At 56.9% G+C, this 25,245-nt stretch carries 29 protein-coding genes; 14 read left to right on the top strand and 15 right to left on the bottom strand.

Annotated elements, in window-relative coordinates; genetic code table 11:
* Positions 1–69: 69 nt before the first annotated feature.
* Positions 70–243, top strand: a complete 174-nt coding sequence (locus tag IT971_RS11885) for a hypothetical protein (RefSeq protein ID WP_175494879.1) — start codon at positions 70–72, stop codon at positions 241–243.
* 82 nt (positions 244–325) lie between these two features.
* Here IT971_RS11885 and IT971_RS11880 read toward each other — a convergent pair whose 3' ends face one another.
* The 4 genes from IT971_RS11880 to IT971_RS11865 form a co-directional block, all read right to left on the bottom strand.
* Positions 326–673, bottom strand: coding sequence for an HPF/RaiA family ribosome-associated protein (locus IT971_RS11880; protein WP_063091833.1), 348 nt, complete (start codon positions 671–673; stop codon positions 326–328).
* A gap of 40 nt (positions 674–713) precedes the next feature.
* On the bottom strand, positions 714–1,280 hold the full coding sequence (locus IT971_RS11875) for a YSC84-related protein (protein ID WP_063091834.1): 567 nt from the start codon (positions 1,278–1,280) through the stop codon (positions 714–716).
* A 207-nt stretch (positions 1,281–1,487) separates the two neighbouring features.
* A complete protein-coding gene (locus IT971_RS11870) occupies positions 1,488–2,282 on the bottom strand; it encodes a PRC-barrel domain-containing protein (RefSeq protein ID WP_065702010.1) in 795 nt (264 codons plus the stop codon).
* 219 nt (positions 2,283–2,501) lie between these two features.
* The gene (locus IT971_RS11865; protein ID WP_063091835.1) at positions 2,502–3,710 is read right to left on the bottom strand and encodes an MFS transporter; all 1,209 of its coding nucleotides are present in this window, start codon (positions 3,708–3,710) and stop codon (positions 2,502–2,504) included.
* 124 nt (positions 3,711–3,834) lie between these two features.
* Here IT971_RS11865 and IT971_RS11860 point away from each other — a divergent pair, with 124 nt between their 5' ends.
* The gene (locus tag IT971_RS11860) at positions 3,835–4,812 is read left to right on the top strand and encodes an AraC family transcriptional regulator (RefSeq protein WP_063091836.1); all 978 of its coding nucleotides are present in this window, start codon (positions 3,835–3,837) and stop codon (positions 4,810–4,812) included.
* A 20-nt stretch (positions 4,813–4,832) separates the two neighbouring features.
* On the opposite strand, the gene IT971_RS11855 is transcribed toward IT971_RS11860, so the two are convergent.
* The gene (locus IT971_RS11855; RefSeq protein ID WP_063091837.1) at positions 4,833–5,465 is read right to left on the bottom strand and encodes a LysE family translocator; all 633 of its coding nucleotides are present in this window, start codon (positions 5,463–5,465) and stop codon (positions 4,833–4,835) included.
* A gap of 81 nt (positions 5,466–5,546) precedes the next feature.
* Positions 5,547–6,308: an IclR family transcriptional regulator gene (locus tag IT971_RS11850; protein ID WP_063091838.1), complete on the bottom strand. Its 762-nt coding sequence runs from the start codon at positions 6,306–6,308 to the stop codon at positions 5,547–5,549.
* A gap of 138 nt (positions 6,309–6,446) precedes the next feature.
* Here IT971_RS11850 and IT971_RS11845 point away from each other — a divergent pair, with 138 nt between their 5' ends.
* Positions 6,447–8,162, top strand: a complete 1,716-nt coding sequence (locus tag IT971_RS11845; RefSeq protein ID WP_063091839.1) for a thiamine pyrophosphate-requiring protein — start codon at positions 6,447–6,449, stop codon at positions 8,160–8,162.
* A 146-nt stretch (positions 8,163–8,308) separates the two neighbouring features.
* Positions 8,309–8,713 carry a cupin domain-containing protein gene (locus tag IT971_RS11840; RefSeq protein ID WP_158526659.1) on the top strand — a complete coding sequence of 135 codons (405 nt, stop codon included), beginning with the start codon at positions 8,309–8,311 and terminating at the stop codon, positions 8,711–8,713.
* Between the two features lie 34 nt (positions 8,714–8,747).
* Here the strand turns inward: IT971_RS11840 and IT971_RS11835 are convergent, their stop codons facing one another.
* A complete protein-coding gene (locus IT971_RS11835) occupies positions 8,748–9,644 on the bottom strand; it encodes a LysR family transcriptional regulator (RefSeq protein ID WP_063091841.1) in 897 nt (298 codons plus the stop codon).
* A gap of 173 nt (positions 9,645–9,817) precedes the next feature.
* Between IT971_RS11835 and IT971_RS11830 the strand changes: the two genes are divergently transcribed.
* The 4 genes from IT971_RS11830 to IT971_RS11815 all read left to right on the top strand — a co-directional run bounded on the left by IT971_RS11830 (position 9,818) and on the right by IT971_RS11815 (position 13,630).
* Positions 9,818–10,390 carry a hypothetical protein gene (locus tag IT971_RS11830; protein WP_065702009.1) on the top strand — a complete coding sequence of 191 codons (573 nt, stop codon included), beginning with the start codon at positions 9,818–9,820 and terminating at the stop codon, positions 10,388–10,390.
* A gap of 237 nt (positions 10,391–10,627) precedes the next feature.
* Complete coding sequence (locus IT971_RS11825) at positions 10,628–12,442, top strand: alpha-amylase family glycosyl hydrolase (RefSeq protein ID WP_063091842.1); 1,815 nt, start codon at positions 10,628–10,630, stop codon at positions 12,440–12,442.
* 136 nt (positions 12,443–12,578) lie between these two features.
* Positions 12,579–13,049: a hypothetical protein gene (locus tag IT971_RS11820; RefSeq protein ID WP_063091843.1), complete on the top strand. Its 471-nt coding sequence runs from the start codon at positions 12,579–12,581 to the stop codon at positions 13,047–13,049.
* Positions 13,050–13,138: 89 nt separating this feature from the next.
* Positions 13,139–13,630: a hypothetical protein gene (locus IT971_RS11815; RefSeq protein WP_063091844.1), complete on the top strand. Its 492-nt coding sequence runs from the start codon at positions 13,139–13,141 to the stop codon at positions 13,628–13,630.
* A 24-nt stretch (positions 13,631–13,654) separates the two neighbouring features.
* Here the strand turns inward: IT971_RS11815 and IT971_RS11810 are convergent, their stop codons facing one another.
* Positions 13,655–14,884 carry a glycosyl transferase gene (locus IT971_RS11810; RefSeq protein WP_037991522.1) on the bottom strand — a complete coding sequence of 410 codons (1,230 nt, stop codon included), beginning with the start codon at positions 14,882–14,884 and terminating at the stop codon, positions 13,655–13,657.
* Positions 14,877–15,707 carry a mannosyl-3-phosphoglycerate phosphatase gene (locus tag IT971_RS11805; RefSeq protein WP_063091845.1) on the bottom strand — a complete coding sequence of 277 codons (831 nt, stop codon included), beginning with the start codon at positions 15,705–15,707 and terminating at the stop codon, positions 14,877–14,879. Before IT971_RS11805 ends, IT971_RS11810 begins: the two co-directional genes overlap by 8 nt.
* 244 nt (positions 15,708–15,951) lie before the next feature.
* Here IT971_RS11805 and IT971_RS11800 point away from each other — a divergent pair, with 244 nt between their 5' ends.
* The 4 genes from IT971_RS11800 (at position 15,952) to IT971_RS11785 (ending at position 19,396) form a co-directional block, all read left to right on the top strand.
* Entirely contained in the window at positions 15,952–16,944 is a 993-nt protein-coding gene (locus tag IT971_RS11800) for an ABC transporter substrate-binding protein (protein ID WP_110252367.1), read from the top strand.
* A gap of 208 nt (positions 16,945–17,152) precedes the next feature.
* Positions 17,153–18,325 (top strand): 4-hydroxybenzoate 3-monooxygenase, encoded by a 1,173-nt coding sequence (gene pobA, locus IT971_RS11795; RefSeq protein WP_063091847.1) that lies wholly within the window; start codon positions 17,153–17,155, stop codon positions 18,323–18,325.
* Between the two features lie 265 nt (positions 18,326–18,590).
* Positions 18,591–18,881: a YqjD family protein gene (locus IT971_RS11790; RefSeq protein WP_252724150.1), complete on the top strand. Its 291-nt coding sequence runs from the start codon at positions 18,591–18,593 to the stop codon at positions 18,879–18,881.
* A complete protein-coding gene (locus tag IT971_RS11785) occupies positions 18,878–19,396 on the top strand; it encodes a hypothetical protein (protein WP_063091849.1) in 519 nt (172 codons plus the stop codon). The genes IT971_RS11790 and IT971_RS11785 overlap by 4 nt, the downstream gene beginning before the upstream one ends.
* A 41-nt stretch (positions 19,397–19,437) precedes the next feature.
* On the opposite strand, the gene hpt is transcribed toward IT971_RS11785, so the two are convergent.
* Positions 19,438–19,974, bottom strand: a complete 537-nt coding sequence (gene hpt, locus IT971_RS11780) for a hypoxanthine phosphoribosyltransferase (protein WP_063091850.1) — start codon at positions 19,972–19,974, stop codon at positions 19,438–19,440.
* A 195-nt stretch (positions 19,975–20,169) separates the two neighbouring features.
* A complete protein-coding gene (locus IT971_RS11775; RefSeq protein WP_063091851.1) occupies positions 20,170–20,832 on the bottom strand; it encodes a glutathione S-transferase in 663 nt (220 codons plus the stop codon).
* A 316-nt stretch (positions 20,833–21,148) separates the two neighbouring features.
* On the opposite strand from IT971_RS11775, the gene IT971_RS11770 reads away from it, so the two are divergent.
* The gene (locus IT971_RS11770) at positions 21,149–21,367 is read left to right on the top strand and encodes a DUF3126 family protein (protein WP_007089297.1); all 219 of its coding nucleotides are present in this window, start codon (positions 21,149–21,151) and stop codon (positions 21,365–21,367) included.
* 168 nt (positions 21,368–21,535) lie between these two features.
* Positions 21,536–22,204 carry a hypothetical protein gene (locus IT971_RS11765; RefSeq protein WP_063091852.1) on the top strand — a complete coding sequence of 223 codons (669 nt, stop codon included), beginning with the start codon at positions 21,536–21,538 and terminating at the stop codon, positions 22,202–22,204.
* A 26-nt stretch (positions 22,205–22,230) separates the two neighbouring features.
* Here the strand turns inward: IT971_RS11765 and IT971_RS11760 are convergent, their stop codons facing one another.
* The 4 genes from IT971_RS11760 to IT971_RS11745 form a co-directional block, all read right to left on the bottom strand.
* Positions 22,231–22,467: a thioredoxin family protein gene (locus IT971_RS11760; protein ID WP_063091853.1), complete on the bottom strand. Its 237-nt coding sequence runs from the start codon at positions 22,465–22,467 to the stop codon at positions 22,231–22,233.
* Between the two features lie 19 nt (positions 22,468–22,486).
* Positions 22,487–23,815 carry a permease gene (locus IT971_RS11755; protein WP_063091854.1) on the bottom strand — a complete coding sequence of 443 codons (1,329 nt, stop codon included), beginning with the start codon at positions 23,813–23,815 and terminating at the stop codon, positions 22,487–22,489.
* Positions 23,816–23,933: 118 nt separating this feature from the next.
* Positions 23,934–24,713, bottom strand: coding sequence for a siderophore-interacting protein (locus tag IT971_RS11750; RefSeq protein ID WP_063091855.1), 780 nt, complete (start codon positions 24,711–24,713; stop codon positions 23,934–23,936).
* 28 nt (positions 24,714–24,741) lie between these two features.
* Positions 24,742–25,227: a MarR family winged helix-turn-helix transcriptional regulator gene (locus IT971_RS11745; RefSeq protein ID WP_223305121.1), complete on the bottom strand. Its 486-nt coding sequence runs from the start codon at positions 25,225–25,227 to the stop codon at positions 24,742–24,744.
* Between the last annotated feature and the right edge of the window lie 18 nt (positions 25,228–25,245).

Below are 25,245 nucleotides of genomic sequence, written 5' to 3'. Positions count from 1 at the left end.
ACCGGTTTCGGACAAGCGGCATACTATTTCCGTGTGCGTTGCGGTCTATTCAGACAGGGCATCATCATTATGAAAAGTGAAGTCAAACGCCGGGGCAACCTCGCCGCCGGGCAGCTTTCGGGCAAAACACCCCGAAAGGTCAAGCTGCCTTTTTCAGAAGCCGGGCTTTTGGCCGGGCTTGATGCGCATGGGGCGCATGCCGATGAACCTGGCCTGCCTTCTGCATCTGAAACGGGCGGGTGATGGTGGCAAGCCTGATCCAGCCCCAGCCCCAGCCCCAGACTTTGCCATGGAAAGGCCGGAAGGCCAAAGTCATCGCGCAATGTTACATTTCGCCGGTGCGGATGGTTTCGGCACCCTTGGCATGGTCAAGCTTGCCCAGCGTTGTCGCCAGAGCGTGCTGCATTTTCCTGGCCGCACCAGAATATGCGCCTTCAAGCGTGGCGGCCTGTTCGCTGACCACTTCGGGTTGGCGTCCTTCCAGGCGGGCCTCGATGAGGCAATGCTTGTCGGACCGGCCGGATTTGTCGCCATCTGCATCGGAAAGGTGGACTTCAATACGGGTGATGTGTCGACTGTAGCGATCCAGATGGTTGTGGATCCGGGTCGCAATGCGGGCGGAGAGTTCTTCTCCGCCCGCTATGTTATTGTCGGTATTGACCTGAATTTGCATGACGCATTTCCTTGCTCATTCTTGCGTTTTTTGGGCGGGTTTATTGCTTGATGCGGGAAATCTTGGTGCCTTCGATGCTGACGCTGAGCATCAGGCCTTCCTGATCGAAGATGAAGGCATAGGCATCATCCTTTAGGGTTGATGTGGACAGGTTCTTGGCCGCACCTTCGTCCATCACCACCACGGTCGGGCCAACGCCGATTTCCCAGCCGTTGGATTTGTCGAGATAGTCTATCGCCTTGTCGGTCATCAGAAACACGGCATAGCCAAAGGATTGCGCGCCGGCCTGAAGGCCCCAGGAGGCCGAAACGGAGTTGTAATACTTGTCGATCTTGCCGTCCTCAAGAAGGACGCCCTCGCCATAGGCACCGCCAAAGACCAGACCCGCCTTGATGATGCGCGGGAACACCAGGATCGCCTTGGCATCCTTGGAAAGCTGTTGGGCGACCGGGTGGGTGCCATAGAGCTTTTGCAGGGACTGATTTGATTCAGTGTTGAGTTCCTCGACCGAAGCCGCATGTGCGAGCGGGGCCGTGGTGATCGAGATTGGCAGGGCGGTCGCCCCTGTGAGGGCGAGCGCAACAAGCATGGTTCGGATATTTGTCATGGTGGCAGTCCTTATGAATGAGAGACGTTCTTAGGGTCACACGGCGCGGCCCCGGACGGCGCGGCCCCGGACGGCGCGGCCCCGGACGGCGCGGCCCCGGACGGCGCGGACAGGCCGGAACGCGATGAGTATCGTCAGAACCAGACCGGGAACACCGCCCGGTCCGTTGCCGTGCCAGTGATCGGCCAGTATCACGCCTTAGCGCGATCAGGCGGCGACCGAGGTGATGCCGTAATAGGCCCGGAATTTTTCTTCAAAGGCCGGATCAATCATTTCAGAGGCGTCGTAGGCCTCGCTGTCTTTTATCTTCTGGCGATTGACGCTGATATTCACCAGTTCGTCCTCCGAATTGATGTCCTTTACCGAGCGCGGGGAGATCAGCACCTTCTTGCCGGCCCACCAGTTTTTGGTATCGATGACGAGGTAATGAATGCCCCAATCGGCATCCTGGATGATGACGTCCTCGACGTGACCGATCTCGCCGTCGGTGGCATTGATGTGATAGCCGGTGACCTCTTCGACGCTGCGCAGATGCACGTCACCGCTGTTTTTGCGGGCAAGGATCATTTCCTCCTCGCGCTGCTTTGAGGCGGATGAAACCGGCATCGCGCCGCCCATTCCGCCCATGTAACCGTAACCACCGGCCATGCCCGCACCGCCGGTCATGCCATAGCCGCTATTCCAATACGGGCTGTATCCGTAGTAACCGTAAACGTCGGTTTCCATCTGTCGCGACACGGGCTTGTCCGTGTCTACCTTCGGGCTTTCCTCGATCTGCTTCTTTGTCAGTTTTATGGAGCATTCCTCTTTGTCGGTATCGAGGTGGTCCATTGCCGATGTCGGCAGCAGAACCTTGCGACTGGAGAGCCAATTGCCGGTATCGACAACCAGCCACCGGACGAGCCAGTTGGTGTCATCGAAGAAAAAGTCGCTGATCTTGCCGATTTTGCCGTCACTTGCCGAGATGGCGTAGCCAGTGATCTTCGATCCATTCCACAACATGTCAGACTCCTTTACGTTATCGGGGATTGTTGATAACGCAGTGATTCTTAAACTAGTTCAGGTGGAACGGAGCTGATGCATATTAACTTCCGCGTGCATTTATTTGATTGGTTGAAGGCAGCGTGATGGGGGGCTGCATAAAGAAAACCCCGGCAGTCAGGGGAACTGCCGGGGTGCTGGGTCTGCGCGTCAAGCATCAGGGTGGGGGTGGGGCGATGCTTAAGCCTGTTCGGTTGCGGGAACAGGGGCGGTCCGCAGACCCAGTGTCACGATGATCGAGGCCCCCACCAGCAACATGCCGGCGATGGTGAAGACGCCCAGCGCGCCGCTGGCGTCAAACAGAAGGCCGCCAACGCCAGAGCCCGTCGCAATGGCAAGCTGGAAACCCGCGACCAGAAGGCCGCCGCCGCTTTCGGCTTCGTCCGGCACGGTGCGCGTGATCCAGGTTGACCATGCAACCGGCACCCCGCCAAAGGCCATGCCCCAGATCGCGACAAGCACGGTGGTCGGGACAATCGCGCCCTGGATGGACACCATGCCGATCCCGGCCAAGCCCATGATCATCGGCATCAGGGCAATCGTCATGCGAAGCGACCGGGCAACCAGCGCGCCGCCGACATAGGTACCGATGAAATTGGCCAGACCAAAGCCCAGCAGAATGCCCGAAACGCCCGCCGTCGCAACGCCGGTGATGTTTTCAAGGAACGGCCGGACATAGGTGAAGAGCGCGAAATGGCCGGTAATGATCAGGACGAGCGAAAACAGGCCGAATTTCATGCGCGGGCGGCTGATGACCTCGACCAATGTCCGTAGTGTTGCACGGCCCCGCGGCGGCATTTTCGGCAGGGTGAGGAACTGCACGACAAGGGCGAGCACGCCGAGCAGGGAGGCGAGCAGGAACACATCGCGCCAGCCGATCACATCGCCAAGATAGCTTCCGAGCGGAGCGGCAAAGATGGTGGCAGCCGAAACACCGCTAAACAGGATGGAGAGCGCGCGCGGAATGCTTTTTTCCGGGACAAGGCGCATGACGGTGGCGGCCGACATGGTCCAGAAACCGCCAAGTGCGATCCCCAGCAGAACACGACCGGCCAGCAGCACCGCAAAGCTTGGCGCGGTGGCGACCATGATGTTCGAGATGGTCAGAAGCACCGAAAAGCCCAGCAGGACATAGCGGCGGTCAATGCTGCGGGTTACGGTTGCGGTCAGAAGGCTTGTGATCAGGGCGAGAATGGCGGTGGTTGACATCGCCTGACCCGCCAGACCCTCGGTAATTTGCAGGTCATCGGCCATCGGGGTCAGCAGGCTTACGGGCAGGAATTCGGCGGTGACCAGCCCGAAAACCCCCAATGTCATGGAAATAACCGCCCACCAGGCCGGCGCGCCTTGCGCAGCAGCAGCCGTGGGCTTATTTACTGTCTCAGTCATCGAATGTCCTCTCGGATAGAGTGTTTGTGCATTGCAAACAGAATAGAGTGGACGTGCCGGACGGGCTATGCCAGTTTCTCCTTGATTATTGATCAATCGTCCGAAAGATGCCGGAACTGATGACATGCAGATGCTTTCCAGTGACCTGATCAGCGAGCTTTTGCTCGGCATGCGGCTTGACGGGCTGCATTACAACCGCATCCAGATTTCCCCGCCATTCGGCGTGCGATTTGGCGAGGACCCGACGCGCGCACAGTTCCATTTCATCGCGCGCGGGCGGGTTTACCTGCGCACCGATAGCGGGGTTGTCCATACGCTTGAGGCCGGTGATGCGGTGCTTTTGCCGCGCGGGGGCATTCATGCGCTGCTGTCTGATCCATCCATCCCGTGCCTTGATGTCACCGATTACAGTGTCACGACGATCTGCCGCCGGGTGGATGATATTCATGCCTGCAAGGCGGAGCAGTGCCGCAGCACCGATACCCTGATTTTCAGCGGCTGCATGGAATTTGACCTTGGCGGGATGCATCCGCTGGTCAGCATGATGCCAGAGGTGATGCAGGTCGGCACCCTTATTGATCGAAACCCCGAACTTTTACCGGTGCTGGAAGCCATGGCGCGCGAAGTTTCGACCGAGCGCGCCGGTTTTGCCGGGATCCTGACGCGGCTTGCCGATGTGGTATCGGCATCAATCGTGCGTGACTGGGTCGAATGCGGATGCGGCGATGCGCAAGGCTGGGTCGAGGCATTGCGCGACCCGCGCATGGGGCGTGTGATTGCCGCCATCCATCGCGATCCGGGCCGGAACTGGACCGTCGAGATGATGGCATCGGAAATGGGCAGTTCACGCTCGGTCTTTGCCGAACGGTTCCTTGAGGTCGCCGGGGTGACGCCGCTTCGCTATGTCACCGAGCTTCGCATGCGCCTTGCCAGCCAGTGGATCACGCGTGATCGCATGGCGATTGACGTGGTGGCGGAGCGGCTTGGCTATGGCTCGCAGGCGGCATTCAGCCGCGCGTTCAAACGCACGACGGGCAAATCGCCGGGCACGATCCGCAGCACCAAACCAGCCCGTGACGGGGAGCCGGTTCAGGTTGCCTGAACCGGCCTGTGCGATTGTTCCTATGGCATCGACAGCAGGGCCATGGCGAGGGATGCGATCAGCAGGGCGGCAAACAGGATATTGATGATCCGCCCGAAACGCGGATCGGATAGCAGGCGCGCAAAGCCCGCCCCGAAAACCAGCCACAGACTATTGACCAGCACGATCACCAGCGCCAGAGCGGCGATTTTAAGGGTGTTATCCAGCCATAGGGAATGTGGCGCGATGGCATGGGCGGCATAGACCGCGCCGATGGCGGCGAAGGCCTTGGGATTGGCGATTGCCAGCATCACACCGCCGCGGAAATCGGGGGCTTTGGGTTCAGGAGTGGTTTCGGGCGATTTGCTGGCTGTTCCTTGGGCGGGCCTGATCGGGGCGGTGGCGATTTTCCATGCCAGATAAAGGATATAAAGCGCGGCAATCGCCGTCAGGACCTGACCGGCAATTGGATGGGCGAGAAGGGCGGTCGCAATGCCGGTGGCGACCAGCAGCAAAACGGCCGTGGTGCCGATGATGATCCCGCCGAGATAGCCAAGGCTTGGCCGAATGCCAAAGGCCGAGCCACTTGCGGCCAGGCTTATGGTGGCGGGGCCGGGGCTGCCCATCAGCGGCAGGGCCGCCAGCCAAAGCAGCAGCAGATTTTCAATCACCATGTTGCACGCCTTTCCGGTTTTGGGGCCACTGCCGGAAATGTTGCATGGTTTGCCGGATGTCGTCTTGAACGATTGTGACGATCAGAAATGCCCGTAAAGGGCGCGTGTGCCGTTTTCGGCAGCGTCGTGCAGGGCCGCCAGAACGTGATCGCGTTTCTGTTCGATCAGGGTCGGGGATGCGCCGAATACCGAAATGGCGGAAACCATGCGGCCATGCTGGGTCAGGATCGGGACGGCGACGGCGTAAATGTCGCTTTCGCGTTCGCCGTTATTTGTTGAAAAACCCTGTTCGCGGATGGTGCGAAGCTCCGATTTGAGCGCCGCCAGATCGGTGATGGTGCGTTCGGTCATGCCGGTCAGGCGGACCTGATCAAAATAACGATCCTGTTCATCGCTTCCCATGAAGGCCAGCCAGAGTTTGCCATGGGCGGTGCAAAAGGCATCAAGGCGCGATCCGATGCGGATATCGACATAAAGCGACCGATCCGGCAGGGCCTTGGCGATGCAGACCGCCATGTCGCGGTCAAATTCGGTGGCCATGCAGGCATCCCCCACGCGGCGCGCCAGATCGTCCAGCACCGGCTGGATCAGGTTGGGCAGGCTGCCATCGCGCAGTACACGATCCCCCAGATCGGCAAAGACATAGCCCAGCCGGAACACCCCGCGCGCGACCATGCGAAGTGCGCCTGCCTGTTCCAGCGTATGCAGGAACCGGTGGGCGGTGATCATGTTGATGCCAAGGGCCGCCGCCGTGTCGCTGGCGGTCAGTTCAGACCGTCCCTCGGCAAACAGTTCAAGAATGCGGAAGGCCTTGAGCACCGATCCGTTTAGCTGGCTTGTCATGATCCGTATCCTTTGCCCGGGTGGCATATGTTGCACGCGCATGATTTTGCGTCGCGGTGCCTTGACGGGAGCGCGATTTCAAGAATAAACTATATTATAAATCAAATTTCAAATATAGAAATATGGCAGGAACGTCAAATGAAAAATGACAAGGCGCACATCACGCTGACCGCGGGCGGGGCCGTTCTGGCGCGGATGAAAGCGATCGGGGTGGATTATATCTTTGCCAATTCCGGCACCGATTTTCCGCCGATCATCGAAGGGCTGGCCGAAGCCAATGCGAAGGATATCGAGCTTCCCAATGCGCTTGTCATGCCGCATGAAAATGCCGCGATGGGCATGGCGCATGGCTATTACCTTGCGACCGGCAAAACCCAGGCAGTGATGGCGCATACCAATGTCGGGTTGGCTAATTGCGCGATTGGCGCGATCAATGCCGCGACGGAGCATGTGCCGGTGATCCTGATGTCAGGACGCACGCCCGTGATGGAACAGGGGCGGCTTGGCGCGCGGACCGTGCCGATTGGCTGGGGCCAGGAAATGCGTGATCAGGCGGCGATGGTGCGCGAGGCATCGAAATGGGAATACGAGCTTAAATTCCCCGAACAGGTGCCCGATGTTGTTGATCGGGCCTATGCAATCGCGTCCTCGGTCCCCAAGGGGCCGGTTTATGTGTCCCTACCGCGCGAGGTTTTGTGCGAACCCTGTCCGGGGGATGCGATTGACGCGCCGCTTCGCATGCAGCCGGTCCGGGTGATGCCGCCCAAGGAAAGCCTTGAGGATGCGGCGCGCATCCTTGCCAATGCGAAAAATCCGGTGATCATCGCGCAGCGCGGCACGGGCACGGTCGAGGCGTTTGATCGCCTGTCGTCACTGGTGGATCAGTGGGGCATTCCGGTGGTGCAATATTGGGCGATCCAGCTTGCCCTTGGCACCGATCATCCGATGATGGCGGGGATGGACCCGGCACCGTGGCTCAAAGACGCTGATGCGGTTCTGGTGATTGATTGTCTGGCCCCGTGGTCGCCGGAGATCCATAAATTGCGCGATGATTGCAAGGTGATCCAGATCGGGCAGAACCCGCTTTTTTCGCGTTTTCCGGGGCGCAATTTTGCCGCCGATCTTTCGCTTGCCGGGGAAACCGGCGATGTGATCATGGCGCTGGCCGACGTGCTGGATCATCATCATGGCGATCATCGCCAAACCTGTGCGGACCGGCGCGAAAAGGTCGCGGCGATCAATGCGGGGACGCGCAAAAAGGTGCTGGCGGCGGCGGATGCCGGATCGGTTGACCCGATGAGCAAGGCGTTTGTTTCGCGGTGCCTTTCGGAGGCGATTGCCGGGCGGTCGGCAACGGTGTTTTCCGAGCTTGGCTGCCCGTTGGAGCCGCTTTCGCTTTCGGAACATGGTAGCTGGTATCAGGAACCGCATTCCGGCGGGCTTGGCTGGTCCTTCCCGGCGTCGATGGGCTATCAGTTGGCCGATAAAAACAAGCTGGTGATCGCGACCATGGGCGATGGATCATACATGTTTGCCAATCCGACGGCGTGCCACCAGATTGCCGAGGCGCTGGAGCTTCCGATCCTGATCCTTGTTCTGAACAACAATGAATGGGGGGCGGTGCGCCAGTCGGTGACCGGGATGTATCCCGATGGCTATGCCGCGAAAACCAACCAGATGCCCCTGACCGGGCTTAAACCGAGCCCCGATTTCACCAAGGTTGCGGAAGCCAGCCGGGCATGGACCGCCAAGGCCGAACGGGCGGCCGATTTGCCGGAAATCCTGCGCCGTGCGATTGCGCATATCGATACCAACCGCACCCATGCGCTGGTTGAGGTGACGATTGCGCCGTAAAGGTTGGCGATACTGAACCGTTGATGAAAACCGGGTGTCGTGGTGATGATGCCCGGTTTTTTATGATTTAGGCGCATCATCGGCCTATGATTTACCGATTACGGAATCAATCGACGCGGGAGCGTTCGCAGAACATGGAAAATCTGATGGAAAAACATCCGGAGAAAAGCGTGCCCGCCAAGGATGTTCATGACGGGGTGAAGCTGCTTGATAGCGGTGTGAATTTTGTCGGCGAGCAGGTGAGCTATCCCAAGGGAAAGGCCAGGATCAGATCGGTGCTGGCGACGATGGCGCCGGGGCAGAAAACCGGCTGGCACAAGCATGGCGTGCCGACCTATGGATATATCCTTGAAGGGCAGATCACGGTTGATTACGGCGACGGGGGAAAAACCACATATCGCGCCGGTGAAGGCGTGCTTGAGGCAATGGATTACTGGCATGAAGGGATCAATGACGGTGATGTGCCTGCACGTGTCGTTGTCGTCTTCATGGGGGGCGAGGGCGCGGAAAATGTAATCTATAGGCCCGAAGATCCATCTGACGGCGACTGATTTTGCAACTCGGCAGCAGGCGCGACGGGGTTGATTACTGCTGGGCTTCCTTCAATTGGTCAAAAATCCATTGTGCAACCGGGCCAAGCGGCCTGTCCTGACGGTGGGCGACGACAATATCGAGGGTCGGCATGTGATTTAGTCCATCCCAGCTTTCGGGATCGAGCAGGGCGAGGGTTCCGTTGCGGATATGGTCGGCGACCATATGTTCGGGCATGCCGCCCCAGCCAATCCCGCGTAAAATCATAGCAAGTTTGGTTTCAAGGTCATTGACCTTCCAGTAATTCAGGGCCTGAACGGCATGATTGCGTTGCAGGGTCGGGGCATCGCGCGCCGATGTGATGATCTGGGTGTGGGCGTGCATCGCATCGATATGGATTTTTCCCGGAAACCAGGCGAGCGGATGGTCCGGTCGTGCCACGGCGCACATTCTGACGCGACCGCAGGCGGCCCGGGCGTAGTCGGAGCCAAAGGGAATGAATTCCGGCAAAATCGCAAGATCGGACGCGCCGTTATCAAGGACTTCGGTTGTCTGGATCGTTACCGTTGACAGGCTTACGCGGACTGTCGGGAATTTCCGGGCGAGAACCGACAGAACCTCCATCAGCGGAGCGTTTGGCGCGTATTGACTGATTGTGATCGTGATCGCGGCTTCGAGCCCGTTCGCGATGCCTTTGGCGTGCTGGCGATAATTTGAAATATCCGCCATGACCTTGCGCGCGTGGGGCAGCAGGGAGTGTGCCGCCTTGGTCAGGGTCGGGCGATAGGCCGTCCGGTCAAACAGTTCAAGATTGGTCTGTTCTTCGAGTTTCTGGATCGTGTAGGTGACCGAAGATTGTGTCCGGTTCAGGTGCCGCGCGGTGGCGGCGAAGCTTCCGAGGTCGGCAATGGTGACGAAGACCCGCAATTGATCAAGGGTGATGCCGGACATGAAGCTTCAACTTTTTTGAATGAGATAATCATAAATATAGAATTTTTTTTATGGTCTGACACACGTAAATTTTGTGCAGGAGCGAAATAGGGGAGGGGCACAAGGAGTGTAAGATCGTGCTGGGCGTTGATCCCCATGAATTTTTAGTGCCGTTGATACGGCAGTCCGTTTTGATGATGCACCTGTTTGCATTCGCATTTGCGTTTGTTCTGGTGGCGCGGGCAGACATTGCGATGCTGCGTGGTCAGTATCAGGAAGGCAGGTATGACCTCGGCAGGGATGCCGTTTACACGGCTTGGCTGTTGGGGCTGCTTTGGGTGTCCGGGGTGGCATTGATCGGGCTTGGCATCGGGTTTGATGTTGCCGCCATCACTGCGAACGGCAAGGTATTTTCCAAGGTTACGGTCGTCACTATCCTGACGATCAATGGCTTTTTCCTTCACCTTTATGCTTTTCCTGTATTCGCCGACAAACAGGAAAAAGCGTCATCGGTCAGGCTTTTGATATGCACGATCCTTGGTGCGGTAAGTTCCGTGTCGTGGTTTTGTGCATCTGCGTTCGGGGCGGCACGCGTGGTTGCGCCGTGGCTGGGTTATCAGCACTTCATGCTGTTTTATGGCATCAGTCTGGCGGCCGGGCTGTTCGTTGCGATTTTGTTCGTGCGACCGGTGTTGCGGCGTCAGCTTGAGCGTCGGTCATCGGTTGTGCCGTCTGCCGGCTTTGTTGCAGGGGCGGTTGCCGAGTAGTCATGAACAGAACCCGGAATGCCTTCTGCCGGATGCGGATTTTCAGATTTCAATCACTACCCGGCCATGTGCCGGGTAGGTTTTTTGTTGCGTGATTGATTGTCTTTGGGCCGGGATCAGCTTTTGAAAGGTTCGGCTGCCTGCTTTGTTAGCACTTTGAAATCGTTGCTTGCATCATAGGCAAAATCATTATTTGATTAAGGTGAATTCCTGATTTGCCTGCCCAAAGGAGCCAGCATGGATCGCGTTATCGGAACCTCGGGGCGTATTGCGTTCGCAAGTGCAATGCGCAATCTGCTTGCGGATGTGTATCCGGAACATGATCACGCCGATCTGGTGCGCCGGGTGTTTGAAGTGCTGGGATTGCCGCTTGAGGGTGATGGGGCGGAGCCGTGCGAGGAATATCTTCGCAAATGGGATCAGCGCGATGCGTTTCTGATTACCTATGGTGATAGTATTTCGCGCGACGGGCATCATGGGCTTGAAAGTCTTGGCGATTTTTATCGCACGTGGCTTAAGGACTGGCTGACGGGCATTCATATCCTGCCGTTTCACCCCTTTACGTCCGATGATGGTTTTTCGGTCAGCGATTTCAGTACGTTGCGCCCGGAACTTGGCACGTGGGATGATGTGAAGGCATTATCCAAGGATGCGACCGTGATGGCCGATCTGGTGGCGAACCATATTTCGGCGTCCCATGTGTGGTTCAAACAGTTTCTTGCCGGGGAAAAGCCCGGTGTCGATTACATCAAAACCGCCAGTCCCGATGATGATCTTTCCGATGTGGTGCGCCCGCGCAGCCATCCGCTGTTAAGCAAGGTCACGACATCGGATGGTGAAAAGCATGTCTGGTGCACGTTCAGCTATGATCAGGTCGATCTGGATTACGGCAACCCGGATGTGTTTTTTGAAATCCTGAAGATCGTTCTGGAATATCTTAAACATGGCGTCCGGGTCGTGCGGCTGGATGCCATCGGCTTTATCTGGAAGGTGGCCGGGACCAGTTCGATCAATCTGGATCAGACGCACAAGATCATCAAGGCATTGCGACTGGCGACCACGGCGGTACATCCCGATGTTTTGTTCATTACCGAAACCAATCTGCCGCTGCTTGAAAACCTGTCCTATTTCGGTAATCAGGACGAGGCGCATCTGATTTATAATTTCAGCCTGCCGCCGGTGATCATTCATGCGCTGTTATCGGGGCGCAGCGATTATATCCGCAAATGCATCATGTCGATGCCACCAGCACCGGCGGGTTGCACGTTTTTCAATTTCACCGCCAGCCATGATGGTATTGGATTGCGCCCGGCCGAGAACCTGATCCCGGATGCGGATATCGAGGTGATGACCGACCATGCGCGCAAGATGGGCGGGCAGGTCAGTTACCGGTCGCTTAAGGGCGGCGGGCAGAAGGCCTATGAACTTAACGTCACGCTGTTTAGCATGCTGGCGGAGAGTTTTGGCGGGGATCGCACATACGGACTGGAACGGTTTGTGATGAGCCAGGCGATTGCCATGTCGCTTGAGGGCGTTCCGGCGATTTACGTGCAGACGATCTTTGCCACCGAAAATGATCAGACGGGATATGAGGAAACCGGCATTCCGCGCAGGCTTAACCGCAAAATCTGGCAGCTTGAGGAGGCCGAGGAACGGTTATCGGAAGAAGGCATCGCCAAGCGAGCGTTTGACCAGTTGCGTGCATTGATGTCGATCCGCATGGGGCAGCCGGCATTTCATCCCAATGCGACGCAATATACCCTGAACCTTGGCCCGGAATTGCTGGGCGTGTGGCGGCAAAGCCATCTGAACGATCAAAGCATTTTCTGTGTGTTCAACCTGACCGATCAGGTGCAGGACCTTGATCTTTCGAAGATCAACCTGATCATGACCGAGGGCTGGACCGACCTGCTGTCCCAGCAGGTGATCGAGGATTTCAACGGTATCCTTGCGCTAGCCCCCTATCAGATCGTGTGGATTTCAAATATCGACGGGCGCAATCGCATTGATAGCCGGTTGTTGCAACGTTATCGCGATGCGATGCCGGTTTGAGGTGGGTTTTCGGCCTGATTGCTGTGTTGCGTTACTTAAAATCAGAAAAAACTGATGTTTGCGCCTTGCATTGCAGCCTTATGCGTTCCTATGATCGATATCGATAGAATGGACGTGTCGGGGAGCTTGTTGCGCGATGGCCTATGCGCAGGAAATTCGGCTGGATGACTTGCCAGACGATGTGGACGGGCAGGTTTCCCGATTGCTTGCGCTTTGGCAGGATGCCTGCCGTGACGGGGATATTCCCGACCGGCGTGATCTGGATTCCGACATGCTGGCCCCATGGTGCGATGATATCGGCATTTACGAATATCAGCCCGATCGCAATGATTTCGTCATTCGCCGCGATGCGCCGAACATGATCGCGGCCAGTGGCGAGAATTATCAGGGATCAACCCCGCGCCAGATCGATCTGGATTTCGGAACAACGGTCTATCCGACCCTGTGCGAAGTGATCAAAACCGGACAGGCGCAAATCCACATGATCGGGGTCGAGCGCAAGCAATGGGAAAACTGGTTGCGGTTGATGTTGCCGGTGCGCACAAGATGCCGGAAGGGTGATCCGGTCATTCAGGTTCTGGTGGTGCATTTTCTGCACAAGGTATGAGGCGGCGGATTTAATCAGCCGCATCTTGTTATTTCACCTTGTATTCCCAATTTTACTAATGTGGGAGAAGCAGAAGGTCACGCAACAGAATGGCCGAGACGACAGATTTCGAACTTGATGAATTGCCCGAAAATATCGGACCGCATGTTGCGGATCTGGTCCGGCTCTGGCATGAGGCGCGTGCAGAAGACCCGGAGCAGATCGTGCCGTCGCGCGACATTCTGAGCGCAGAGCGGTTGCACCGCTGGCTCGACGATATCACCATCTATGAATATATGCCGATCAAGGAAGATTTCGTGGTGCGGATCGATGCCCCGTCGATTGTGTCCCTGAACCGGGAGAGTTTCCAGCGCGCCAGCCCGCGCGAGATCGACATGAAATACGGCACCTGCCTGACGGCGGCATTGTTCAACACGATGATGTGCGGGGAGCCGAAATTCTATCATGTCACCCTTGCCGTGCGCACCGATCAGCACTGGTTGCGCGTTTTGTTACCGGTGCGCACGCGCAATCGGGACAGGGACCTGATTGATCAGATACTTGGCATCCGGTTTGATTATGAATGCCAGTATCATATTTGACCTATTGCGATGGGCAGGTGCGCGTCAAGTGCCGATCCCTGCATCGTTCAGGTCGTCTTCGACAGCAGCCGAGAGCTGTTCGAAGATATCGCCCATCGCACTTTCAACGCGCTGCCAGCTTGGAATGAAGGGGCTTTCGAGCGGGTTATCAAGGTAATGCTGGCCGGCACTCATGATGACTTCGGCCAGCACCTCGACGCATTTTTCTTCTTCGTCGCGATTGATTTTAAGGCCGTTAAACAGCGCGTCCGCGCGGTATTGTTCAATCAGGTCAAGGGCGGTGCGATAATAGGTTGCCTTGAGGGTTCGGAAGGTTTCATGCGAGAAAACCGTGCCCTGGGTGGCGAGTTTGCGGAACAGGGATTTGGCGATATCGCTTGCCATGCGTGACAGGCCATCATCCTTTTCAGCCGGGTCAAATTCGCGGTGCTTGTGATCATAGATATCGGCGATATCGACCTGTGCCAGACGGTGAACCGTGTGGTTGCGATACATTTCCGACAGCATAGAAACTTCGAGGCCCCAGTCGGATGCCACACGCAGCCCATAGGCAACGTCAGTGCGGATCGCCATTTCCCCCGATAGCGAATAGCGGAAGCAATCAAGGTAATTGAGGAATTCGGTTTTGCCGACGACCTGTTTAAGTGCGCGGATCAGCGGGGTGACAAACAGGCGGCAGACGCGGCCCTTGAGCGTGCCATTGGCAACGCGGGCGTAATAACCCTTGGCAAAGGCGAAATTAAACGCCGGGTTGGCAATCGGATACATCAGACGGGCCGGCAGATCGGGCTTATAGGTTGCGATGTCGCAATCATGAATGCCGATGACCGAGCTTCGGCCCGATGCCAGCGTATAGCCAAGGCAGTACCAGACATTGCGGCCCTTGCCCGGTTCATAGCGGGCCAGATCATATTCCGCCAGACGATCATGGACGCTGCGCAGGCGCGGGCCGTCATTCCAGAGGATGCGGACATGTTGCGGCAGGTCTTTGAAAAATTCCCGCGCATAGGCGTATTGCGTGGCGTCCGCCCGGTCCAGCCCGACAACGATCTGATCGATATAGGTGGCCTGTTTCAATCCATTAAGGATGGTGGTCATGGCCGGGGTTTCAAGTTCGGAATACAGGCAGGGCAGGATCAGGGTTTGCCGACGCTGGCGGGCGAAGGCGGTCATTTCATAAGCGAGTTCTTCGGGGTTGCGGTCGATGATGCGGTGCAGGGTCGTGATCGGCCCGCCCTGATGAAAATCAGCCATGAAGTACCTCGCTTTTGTTATTGGTATTGGTCAATTGATCGAGAAGGGAGTTTACGCCTGCGTTCCAGCCCGAAGGGCCGGGTTCAGGCGCGATGATCAGTTTTGGATCCTGTATCAATGCGGTTGTTGTGATTGCGTGTTTTTGCGGTATCTGGATTGCGATATCGGCCGCGGCAAGCATGGTGGCGTCATTGGCGGAATCCCCCAAGGCGATTGTGCAAGGCGTTAAACCCGTTGAAGGCAGAACGCCGTTTTGCGCCAATAGTTCCAGCATGCGCGCCATGGCGGCCCCCTTGTCGGTCGGGCCGCAAAGGGTGTGAAAGCGCCCGCCCTTGACCAGTTTGAGGCCAAATGTTTCGGCAATGGCACGCGCGATGGTGACATCTTTGTCCATCGGTGCCCAGATCAGCGGATCGGAGCAGTGCCGAAGTCCGGCGCGCGCGGCATCATCGGGGGAAAGGCCGGTTTGGGCGGCGATGATTTCGGGCGATGTGCTGCGGAAACTGGTGACGGGAATGGAGAGGGCCGCCCGGATGGCATCGCGGGCGGCATCAATGGTTTCGGTGGCGGGGCCGGGTTGTTCGGTTTGATTGCCAAGGCGGATCACGCCGCCATTTTCGCCAATCAATCCATCAAACAGATGATCCGTGGCATTGAGATGGGAAAGTTCGGCCAGCGTTTTTGACGAGATCGCAATCAGCGGAATGCCGAGCTTTTTTATGCGTTCAATCGCCGGGGCTGCCGGGGCCCAGGAATAGGTGTCATGATCAAGCAGAGTGCCGTCAAGATCGGTGAAAATGGCGCAGTGGCTGTGTTCTGTCATTGTCCCGTTTGGTCGGTTTCAAAAGGCTTTTGACGGGGCCGGTGCAATAACCGGAACTTACCTTAGCATACAGGTCAAGACAGGGCGACAGTGGAAAGGTTAAACTTTATGCGTCGTTACATGTTGATGAAATTAAAGGCATTTTGATCCGGTATCGTGATCGCGCGTATGAAAAATAGCGAATTTGGCGTTTAATAATCCGTCAGGCTTATCAACATAAGATAAGTTCAGAAAAAACAATAAAGTGACCTATCGGGGTAAGGCGGCAGCATATGCCGGAACCATGCAGGAGTATGGTGTGGGGAAAAGACGAACGGGTATTGTTTTGCCGGTACTAGCATTGATGATGCAGATCGTGTGGGGGGCGGTTTGCGGCATGGTCCCGGGTTTGACAGGGGCGGTCGCGCAGGAAGTCGGCAAAACCACAGAAGCATCGGCGCAGAAGCCCGAAGTTCTGTTTGCGGTAGGCGAATGGCCGCCGATGATTACGGAAAATGCCGCCGGATACGGCATTCACACCAAGCGGGTGACCGAGGTATTCGAGGCGATGGGATACCGGGTGCGGTATGTTTTTGTGCCGTGGCGGCGTGCTTATGAGCAGACCATTGCGGGGCAATATGCCGCGACATTCAGCTGGATCTGGACCGACGAACGCGCGGCCGAGGTGCTTTATCCGCGCTATCCAATCGCAAGGGCGCGACAGATCGGATTTTATCGCAAGGACAGGTTTCCGGTCGGGCTTGATGTTAACGCAATCGCCGATATTGCCCCCCTGGGGCTGCGTCCGGTCGGGGTTGCCAGTTATTGGTACGAGGTTGAATTTCGCCGTCTGGGCATTCAGGCTGATATTGTCACGTCATCGGAAGCCGCATGGCGGTTTCTGGATGCCGGGCGGGCTGATATCTATTTTGACGAAAAGGATGTCGGCCTGATGGATATGGCGCGGGTTCTGGGCGAGGATGCGGTGAAACGCTATGGCATCACCGATCCGGTGCAGTCAGATACCATGTTCATCCTGTTTTCCCGGGATCACCCGCAAGGCAAAGTGTTGCGCGATGCGTTTGACGGGTTCCTTGATACCCCCGAAGGCCGGGCCATGTGCCGGGGTTGGGGAGTGTGCGAACAAACCGCAAGTGCCACGCCCGGACCGAAAATGACGGTTAACGGGCAGGGGCGCGTGCCGGGAAATCCGAGCGGGGCAGATCAGGTGGGGGCAGATCAGGTTGGCGGTTTTTGACCGCCTTTTGATGATCCCTTGACCATCAGCGTCCTGATCAAAACCATCGGGATATGTTGCGATAACCATTGCGGTATAGATGTTCGATTTGTCCTATCCTTTTCCCGGTTTGTCCATTCTTCCCATGTGAAATCAGACGTATTCTTTCCTTATTGGAACGGTTCTTGTTCCGCAAAACCAACAAGAATAGTCAAGTGAGGTTTACGTCATGCATGTCCCTGTTGCCATTATCGGCTGCGGTCCTTCGGGGTTGCTGCTTTCGCATCTGCTGCATGTGCAGGGAATTGACAGCATTATCCTTGAGCGCAAGGACCGCGCCTATGTCGAGGGGCGCATTCGGGCCGGTGTTCTTGAAATGGGGACGGTCGGCCTGATGGAGCGGGTCGGCGTTGATGCCCGCATGAAGCGCGAGGGCATCATTCATGGCGGCATCTATATCAGTGTCAATGGCAAGCGCCAGCATGTGAATATCGAAGAACTGACCGGTGGTTCGACCGTGATGATTTACGGCCAGACCGAGGTGACCAAGGATCTGATACAGGCGCGCCTTGATCATGGCGGCGAGATCGTGTTCGAGGCGGAGGATGTCAGCCTGCATGATATCGAAACCAGCAAGCCGCGTGTTCGATATGTCAAGGATGGCAATCCGGTTGAACTGAGCTGTGATTATATTGCGGCCTGTGATGGCTTCCACGGGGTCGGGCGGCAGACGATGCCGCAATCGAAACTCAAGACTTATGAAAAGGTGTATCCGTTTGGCTGGCTGGGCGTTCTGGCGAAGGCAAAGCCGGTGGCGGACGAGCTGATTTATGCGAGCCACGACCGGGGATTTGCGCTTTGTTCGATGCGATCCGAAAGTGTGGTGCGCCATTATGTGCAGGTGCCGAGCAGCGATAAGATCGAAGACTGGTCCGATGACCGGTTCTGGAGCGAGCTTCGGGTCCGCCTTGGCGAGGCGGACGGGGAGCTGGTCAATGAGGGCGAGGTGTTTGAAAAAAGCATTGCACCGCTTCGAAGCTTTGTTGCCGAGCCGTTGAGCCACGGGCGTCTGTTCCTGGCGGGGGATGCGGGGCATATCGTGCCGCCGACCGGGGCCAAGGGGCTTAACCTTGCGGCGAGTGATGTGCATTACCTGTCAGAAGCATTGATCGGTAAATTCAAGCAGAACCGTGATGATTTGCTTGAAACCTATTCCGATACAGCGCTTGCGCGCGTCTGGAAGGCGGAGCGGTTTAGCTGGTGGATGACAACGATGCTGCACACCTTTGATGATCATCACGATTTTGACGGTCGTATCCGTCGCGCCGAACTGGAATATATCCTGTCATCGAAGGCAGGTTTGACGACGCTTGCAGAAAACTATGTCGGTTTGCCTTACTGATTATCTTGCTGATCGGCATGGTTTGGAGCCCCACACTCCGTAATCCGCCCGGATATCTGCAAGGAATGAACGGCCCGTTCCCACGACGGGCCGTTCTTTTTTGTCAAAAGCGGATTTCTATTGGAAAAATATGTTGGCCCGGGGCGCAGAATGCCGCGGTTTGACGCGGGTGCCTCCAAATGATCACAATCTTGTGTGGAACTTCTTTGGGGTCCGGTTCGTTAAGCAAGTGTCGAATAAGTTAATGGATAACCACAGGAGTTTTATGATGGTGACCAAGACTGATACGGATAATGCAAAACTTCAGGCCGATGTCGAGGCTTTGCGCAAGGATCTTGCCGAAGTCACCAAGACGCTCAGAACGATGGGCAGTGACCGGGCCAATTCTGTTGCCCAGTCCGCCGCAGAGCGTGTTCGCGAGGTTTCGGGCCAGGTTCATGACCAGTTTGACCATGCCCGCGGCGTTGCCGTTGATCAGGTGCGCGAACGCCCGCTGACCTCGGTTGCGGTGACGTTCGGCATTGGCATGCTGGTTGGCGGTCTGCTTCGTAAATGATCGATCAGCTTGTTGAAGCGATCACTGAAATCGCAAAGGCCGCCGCCGTAAAGCTGGCGGTCTTTGCGGTTATCGGGGTGACGATCCTGATCGGGATCGGGTTCCTGCTGGCGGCGGTGTTTATCTATCTGGCCGCACAGTTCGGGACACTTGGTGCCGCCCTTGGTCTTGGGACGGTTCTGGTCGCACTTGGCTTGGTGGCGCTGGCGATTGTTCTGCAACGCGACACAAGTGACGGGATCGCACGCGAAGACAAGGCAGGTGCCAAACCGGCACGCGATGAAGATGCGGTTCTGTTTGATATGCTGATCCATGCGGCCCGCGCCGGTTACGCAACCGGGCAGGGCGACAAGCGGCACATGCAGGACGGTCTGGAGCGCCTGTTTGCCGATTTATCGGCCCTTGGCGTGTTTGACCGGCCGGTTGGAGCGACAACAAGCCCCGCCGCACAACCGGGGACGCCAGACCAGCCGGAAAACAGCAGCACGACATCAGAGTCAAAAATGGCGGGATAACCGGATGGTTCCCGCCATTTTCATTTCAGATTTCCGAAAGCTTATTCGCCGTGGAAATGCACCGTGCCGATAAAGGGCAGGTTGCGGTTGGCCTGGGCGTAATCGATGCCATAGCCGACGACAAATTCATCGGGAATGTCAAAGCCGCAATAATGGATCGGAATTTCGACTTCGCGACGCGATGGCTTGTTTAGCAGCGTGCAGATTTCAAGCCGGTTCGGATCGCGGGTTTTAAGCAGGCGGACGACTTCGGACAGGGTATAGCCGGTATCGATGATGTCTTCGACCAGCAGAACGTCCTTGCCGCGGATCTGGCCATCCAGGTCCTTGACGATGCGGACATTACGCGAGCTTTCGGTGGAATCGCCGTACGAAGACGCGACCATGAAATCGACTTCGACCGGAACGGTCAGCTTGCGGGCCAGATCGGCGATGAAAACGAACGATCCGCGCAGCAGACCGACAACGATCAGTTTTTCAGTATCTTTGAAGTTTTCATTGATCTTGGCGGCAAGCGCATCGATCTGCGTGGCAATTTCGTCCGCCGTTATCAGCGGCTTGACATCATAATCGGCCATCAATCTCGGTCCTGAAGCGTTGTGGGATGATTTCCCGCTTGCTATCACAAGCCGCCCCCCATGACCAGCCCGTGAATGGTAACAGAAGTATAATCCCGTAGAATTCATGCCCTGTTGCACGCCCTGATTGTGCAACAGTCACTCCATCTATACGACGGCTTTTTCATCAGATGGAAACAGGCAGGCGGCAACCGGTCAGGCTGCTTTGAATATCACCGGTTCATCGCCTTCGTACCATTGGTCATATCTGACCATCGCATCGGCAAACCAGCGGGAATTCAGGAAATCATCCAGCCAGCGTTGCAGATGGACAAAGGGCGCGGCATCAAAGGCGTCCCTGTCGGTATTGGCGAACTGGCGGATGAAGGGCGCAATGGCAAAATCGGCAAGGGCCGGGCGGGTGCCAAACAGGTATTTGCCAACCGCCAGACGGCCATCAAGCCGGTTGAGGATTTTTTCGGCATCGCGGCGATGTTCGGCCGGATCGGCATCCTCGTAGCGGTTGAAATATTTATAGCGGTCGAGATGATGTTTGAACGGGCCGTCATTTTGCGAAATCAGGGCGAGCATGTCTTCAAGCGTGCCGCTTTCGGGCTCCAGCCATTTTTCCGGGTCATTTTCGGCCAGTGCCCAGACCATGATTTCAAGGCTTTCGTCGATCACGCTGCCATCGGGCAGGATCAGGACGGGCACGGTGGCCTTGGGGGAGGCATCGATCATGGATTGCGGTTTGTCGCGCAGCACGACTTCGCGCAGTTCGACATCGGTGCCGCTTGCCAGCAGGGCCATGCGGGCGCGCATCGCATAGGGGCAGCGACGAAAACTGTATAAAACCGGGCGGGTATCGTGATCAGTCATATAAGTCGATTAGCGCCTGGGGAAATGCATTGCAACCGATTATCGGGCACAAAGCGGATTGTCATGCGTTAGACATTCACGTATCGACTTCCTATGTTCAAAAGACGGACAAGACGGGATCGCGCAAAAAATTGCGTCCTTTGGGGCCTTTTTTGCGCAAGCGGGGTTGATTTCATGGCACAGTTTGTGAAAGGACAATGCCCGTCATTCATTTAGCAAGACCCGTTCGGGGACGTGCGGGCGCAGAGGGTGCGCCATTTGTACGGAACGCGGTCGAAGACCAAAGCCGACCTGGCACAAGCAAGGGACCAGTTACATGACACCGACCGAAATCGCGCGCGTTACAGATTATCTGCGCCGTACTTTTGATAATCCGAAAATTGCCGTCGATGCGCCCAAGCGCAAAGGCCACCCGATTGAGATGCGCGTTGGCGACGAGTTTGTCGGTGTTGTGCACCGTGACGAGGACGAAGGCGAAGTCAGCTATTCGCTGAATATCGTCATCCTTGAAGAAGACCTGCCGCCAGCCGTTTAAGGTTGCGACATTGCCGATACAAACGCCCCGTGCCGATGGCCGGGGCGTTTTGCATTTGGGGATTGGTGTTTTGTGCGGGGGCCGTTCGCGGGAAACAAAAGCGGGTCGGGCACGTTGGAAAAGGGGCGCGTACCCGTTACCCGGTTTGTTTCATTTCAAAGGACAGGCATGATTGACTGGATCGAACAGCACAGCACATTGCTTCAGACCGCGGTCAGCCTTGCGACCTTGCTGGTGTGGATTTTCTATGCGCAATTGCTGTTTCAGAATTACCGCCGGGTGCGGCGGCCCAAAATCGTGATCAACCAGATGCTGGGGAATTCGGAAAATGCGCGGTTCCTGATCAGCAATATGAGTCAGGAAGCGATCCATATCGAAACGGTGGTGATGTGCCTTGGTGGCGGGCAAAACCGCGTTTGCCAGCTTGTGACCGATGCCGACCCGGATGATGGCACGCGCCAGAGTGAACAGAATGACCAGAATAAAAAGACGGCCCTTTCGGCACGGCTTGACGAGGTGACATTGCAGGGGCCGTTGCCATCAGGCCGGTGTATTGAACTGGGCGCGATGCAACGCCTGCTAAGGCGGTTTGATCACGCGACCCGGCGTGATTACGAAGATGCGGCGGCCAGCAATCCGGTCCGCAACGGCGAGGATTGCCGGGTCGAGATTATCGTGATCGGGGTTTATAGCTCGGAAAAAGGGGTGATCGGGGCCAGCCGGAGCTTTATTTACGACCGAAACGGCCAATTGCGCCCCGAAGAAGTCCAGACCACCCAGCATACCGGCTTTTTTGCCCGCCGCCGGATGGCGCGTCTGCATTCGCGCTATATCTGAGGCAGCATCCCGGCTATGGGGCCGCTTTAGCGCGATTGAAGCAACTGGCGGATTTCATCCGCCGTGGCGACCTTGCCTTCGACGATAATGCTTTCATCGACCATCAATGCCGGGGTGCGCATGATACCGGCATCAATGATGGCGTTGGTATCGGTGATTTTTTCAAGGTCATAGTCCAGTTCAAGCGCCTGTGCGGCGGCGGTGGCATTTTTGGCGAGTGTCTGGCATTTGGCGCAGCCGCTGCCGTAAATTTTCAATTTCATGGCGGGGTTCCTTTTTCGATCAGTTTGCGGGCCAGTAATTGCCATAGATGAAGCCGGTGATCGTCGCCATGACGATCACAAGCGCGCAATATACCATTGTTTTCTGTGTGCCGATGACGGTCCGGATCACCAGCATATTGGGGAGCGACAGGGCCGGACCGGCCAGAAGAAGCGAAAGGGCGGGGCCTTTGCCCATTCCGGCCCCCATCAATGCCTGTACAATCGGGACTTCGGTCAGGGTCGAGAAATACATGAATGCGCCAAGGACCGAGGCCAGGATTGTCGATTTCAGGGAATTGTCGCCGACGGCTGCATTGACCCAGCGGGCGGGGATCAGGCCGTCATGGCCGGGACGGCCCAGCAGCAGGCCCGCGACAAACACCCCGATCACCAGAAGCGGCAGGATCTGTTTGGTGAAATCCCAGCTTTGATCGGCCCATTCACGGTCTTTCGGGCGCGAAAGTGCGATCAGCATCATGCCGCCAATCCCGATGGCAAAGGCAAGTTGCGGCGCATCTGGGACAATCAGGGCGGCAAGGATGACCAGCCCGGCCAGTAGCAGCAGATGCGTTGCCGACCAGTTGAACTGCCAGATCAGCAACACCGCAAGCCCGGCCGAAAGCACAATGGTAATCAGCCATTTATGGTTGAAAACCGCCATCCAGATCGAATTTTCAACCGGCGCCCAATTGGCAAAGACCAGAACCGCAATCATCAGGGCGAAAAACGTGATGGTGGTGCCAAGCGGCTTTTCGGTATCCGTGGCGGCAAAGCCACGCGCCGATGTTTTGGCCCTTGCGGCTTCTTCGCGGCGATAGATCAGATGCATGATCATGCCGATCACAATGGCAAAAGCAATTGCGCCAACACCGCGTGCAATGCCGATTTCCGCACCAAGAATTTTGGCCGTGACCACAATGGCAATGATGTTGATCGCCGGGCCGGAATAGAGGAAAGCAATGGCCGGGCCCAGACCGGCCCCGCGTTTGTAAATGCCACCAAACAGGGGCAATACCGTGCAGGAACACACCGCCAGAAGCGTCCCCGAAATCGCGGCAACGCCCAGGGCAATCGGCCGGGATGCATCGGGGCCAAGATACTGCATGACCGATCCCTGACTGATATAAACCGCCATCGCACCGGCAATCACAAAGGCGGGCAGAAGACACAGGATGACATGTTCGCGCGCATACCAGTTGGTCAGGCGGACGGCTTCGAGGACGGCATTGTCAAAACGTTGGGTGCCAGCAGGGATAAAATAGATCGCAAGAAAGCCCGCCAGAACAAGGGCCGCCAGATGCGCCTCTTTCGGGTTGTCGCGATAAAGTGTCCGCAAAGAGTTGAGCATGCCATCCCCCAGACTGGATCAGTATTGCAATCTAGCGGGTTTCAAAGAGCAAAACCCTGATCTAGCGCAAGATCAGGGTTTTGTTTCGTGGCGTGTTTTTCAATCTTTTGGGGCGGAATTATGCGGCCTCGGCATCCTTGGCCTTGATGACCTTGTGGTTGTCTTCGTTCAGGCCAAGTTTCCAATAGCTTGAGATATAAAGATCATCCTTGCCCAAGCCCCGATCATTGCGGAAATGATCGCGCAGCATTTTCATCGCGGTAAATTCGCATGCGGCCCAGACCGACGGGCGGCCATCAGCCCAGGGCAGTTTTTTCACCACATCGGGCAGGGCATTGGCATTTTCGCCCGGATGTGGGTTGATCACCCATTCGATGGTGACGTTTTCGGGCTTTGCCAAATCCTGCATATCGGCCTCGGACGCGATTTCGATCACGGCGTAACCGCGTGCATCGGATGGCAGAATTTCCAGATTGACCGAAATGGCGGGCAGGGCCGTCATATCGCCGACGATCAGGAACCAGTCGGCGGTGATATCGACCAGCTTTTTCGGGCCGGGGCCGCCGATGGTGATCTGATCGCCGGGCTTGCAATTGACCGCCCAGTTAGAGGCCGGGCCGCCATGATCGTTATCATCGGAACCATCGCCATGCATGACGAAATCGATATCGATCTCGCGGCCCTGATCGGTGATGCGGTCATGTCGCACGGTATAGGTCCGGCGCAGAACGCGGTCCTTTTCATCGCCGTCAATCGGGAAGATCAGTTTGACATAGGCGCTTTCCTGATCGTCGGGGAAGGATGCGATGCCGTCACCGCCAAGCGTCACGCGCAGCATATTGGGCGTGACATAGGTTTTGCGGATGACGGTCAGATCGCGGGGTGCTGGTCTGTTCATTCCAAGCTCCTGTAGGAGTTATCTGTTTTCAGGATTCCAGATTGTCGGCCATCAGGCTGGCAATTTCGTTGAAATCCGTGATTTGTTTCTGGCTTAAACCGGTGGCCATGCGCGTGCGGATTTTGGCTTCTACGGCCCGGTATTCTTCCATCAGCGCATCGCCCTTTGGCGTCAAATGCAGGGTCTGGCTTCGCCCGTCTTCGGGATGGGGGCGGCGTTCGATCAATCCGTTTTCTTCGAGTTCCTTGACAAGCCGCGTGATGCGGCCCTTGTCCTGCCCGGTGCGGGCGGCGATTTGCTGTGCGGTGACGCCGGGGCTTTTGATGATCCATTTCAGCGTGCGCATCTGCGAAATCGGCAAGGGCATATCGGCATCCTGCAAACCTTCGCGCATGGCACGCTTGAAGGCATGGACAAGCCGGTGAAGGGTTTCGCCGGGGACATGCGCATTTGCGGGGTTGGTTGTTGGCGTTTCCGTTGGCGTTTCCATTGGCGTTTCCATGGGCTTACTCATCGATATGTTTCTGCCGCG

The organism is Thalassospira sp. B30-1 (assembly GCF_015767575.1).
Classification (GTDB): Bacteria; Pseudomonadota; Alphaproteobacteria; order Rhodospirillales; family Thalassospiraceae; genus Thalassospira; species Thalassospira xiamenensis.
Note: the sequence above shows the minus strand (reverse complement) of the source record. Positions and strands in the feature narration are given on the sequence as shown.

Excerpts from the sequence above, each read along its gene's own strand:
- IT971_RS11885 (WP_175494879.1), top strand. The coding sequence starts at position 70 with ATGAAAAGTGAAGTCAAACGCCGGGGCAACCTCGCCGCCGGGCAGCTT.
- IT971_RS11880 (WP_063091833.1), bottom strand. The coding sequence starts at position 673 with ATGCAAATTCAGGTCAATACCGACAATAACATAGCGGGCGGAGAAGAA.
- IT971_RS11875 (WP_063091834.1), bottom strand. The coding sequence starts at position 1,280 with ATGACAAATATCCGAACCATGCTTGTTGCGCTCGCCCTCACAGGGGCG.
- IT971_RS11870 (WP_065702010.1), bottom strand. The coding sequence starts at position 2,282 with ATGTTGTGGAATGGATCGAAGATCACTGGCTACGCCATCTCGGCAAGT.
- IT971_RS11865 (WP_063091835.1), bottom strand. The coding sequence starts at position 3,710 with ATGACTGAGACAGTAAATAAGCCCACGGCTGCTGCTGCGCAAGGCGCG.
- IT971_RS11860 (WP_063091836.1), top strand. The coding sequence starts at position 3,835 with ATGCAGATGCTTTCCAGTGACCTGATCAGCGAGCTTTTGCTCGGCATG.
- IT971_RS11855 (WP_063091837.1), bottom strand. The coding sequence starts at position 5,465 with ATGGTGATTGAAAATCTGCTGCTGCTTTGGCTGGCGGCCCTGCCGCTG.
- IT971_RS11850 (WP_063091838.1), bottom strand. The coding sequence starts at position 6,308 with ATGACAAGCCAGCTAAACGGATCGGTGCTCAAGGCCTTCCGCATTCTT.
- IT971_RS11845 (WP_063091839.1), top strand. The coding sequence starts at position 6,447 with ATGAAAAATGACAAGGCGCACATCACGCTGACCGCGGGCGGGGCCGTT.
- IT971_RS11840 (WP_158526659.1), top strand. The coding sequence starts at position 8,309 with ATGGAAAAACATCCGGAGAAAAGCGTGCCCGCCAAGGATGTTCATGAC.
- IT971_RS11835 (WP_063091841.1), bottom strand. The coding sequence starts at position 9,644 with ATGTCCGGCATCACCCTTGATCAATTGCGGGTCTTCGTCACCATTGCC.
- IT971_RS11830 (WP_065702009.1), top strand. The coding sequence starts at position 9,818 with ATGATGCACCTGTTTGCATTCGCATTTGCGTTTGTTCTGGTGGCGCGG.
- IT971_RS11825 (WP_063091842.1), top strand. The coding sequence starts at position 10,628 with ATGGATCGCGTTATCGGAACCTCGGGGCGTATTGCGTTCGCAAGTGCA.
- IT971_RS11820 (WP_063091843.1), top strand. The coding sequence starts at position 12,579 with ATGGCCTATGCGCAGGAAATTCGGCTGGATGACTTGCCAGACGATGTG.
- IT971_RS11815 (WP_063091844.1), top strand. The coding sequence starts at position 13,139 with ATGGCCGAGACGACAGATTTCGAACTTGATGAATTGCCCGAAAATATC.
- IT971_RS11810 (WP_037991522.1), bottom strand. The coding sequence starts at position 14,884 with ATGGCTGATTTTCATCAGGGCGGGCCGATCACGACCCTGCACCGCATC.
- IT971_RS11805 (WP_063091845.1), bottom strand. The coding sequence starts at position 15,707 with ATGACAGAACACAGCCACTGCGCCATTTTCACCGATCTTGACGGCACT.
- pobA (WP_063091847.1), top strand. The coding sequence starts at position 17,153 with ATGCATGTCCCTGTTGCCATTATCGGCTGCGGTCCTTCGGGGTTGCTG.
- IT971_RS11790 (WP_252724150.1), top strand. The coding sequence starts at position 18,591 with ATGATGGTGACCAAGACTGATACGGATAATGCAAAACTTCAGGCCGAT.
- IT971_RS11785 (WP_063091849.1), top strand. The coding sequence starts at position 18,878 with ATGATCGATCAGCTTGTTGAAGCGATCACTGAAATCGCAAAGGCCGCC.
- hpt (WP_063091850.1), bottom strand. The coding sequence starts at position 19,974 with ATGGCCGATTATGATGTCAAGCCGCTGATAACGGCGGACGAAATTGCC.
- IT971_RS11775 (WP_063091851.1), bottom strand. The coding sequence starts at position 20,832 with ATGACTGATCACGATACCCGCCCGGTTTTATACAGTTTTCGTCGCTGC.
- IT971_RS11770 (WP_007089297.1), top strand. The coding sequence starts at position 21,149 with ATGACACCGACCGAAATCGCGCGCGTTACAGATTATCTGCGCCGTACT.
- IT971_RS11765 (WP_063091852.1), top strand. The coding sequence starts at position 21,536 with ATGATTGACTGGATCGAACAGCACAGCACATTGCTTCAGACCGCGGTC.
- IT971_RS11760 (WP_063091853.1), bottom strand. The coding sequence starts at position 22,467 with ATGAAATTGAAAATTTACGGCAGCGGCTGCGCCAAATGCCAGACACTC.
- IT971_RS11755 (WP_063091854.1), bottom strand. The coding sequence starts at position 23,815 with ATGCTCAACTCTTTGCGGACACTTTATCGCGACAACCCGAAAGAGGCG.
- IT971_RS11750 (WP_063091855.1), bottom strand. The coding sequence starts at position 24,713 with ATGAACAGACCAGCACCCCGCGATCTGACCGTCATCCGCAAAACCTAT.
- IT971_RS11745 (WP_223305121.1), bottom strand. The coding sequence starts at position 25,227 with ATGAGTAAGCCCATGGAAACGCCAATGGAAACGCCAACGGAAACGCCA.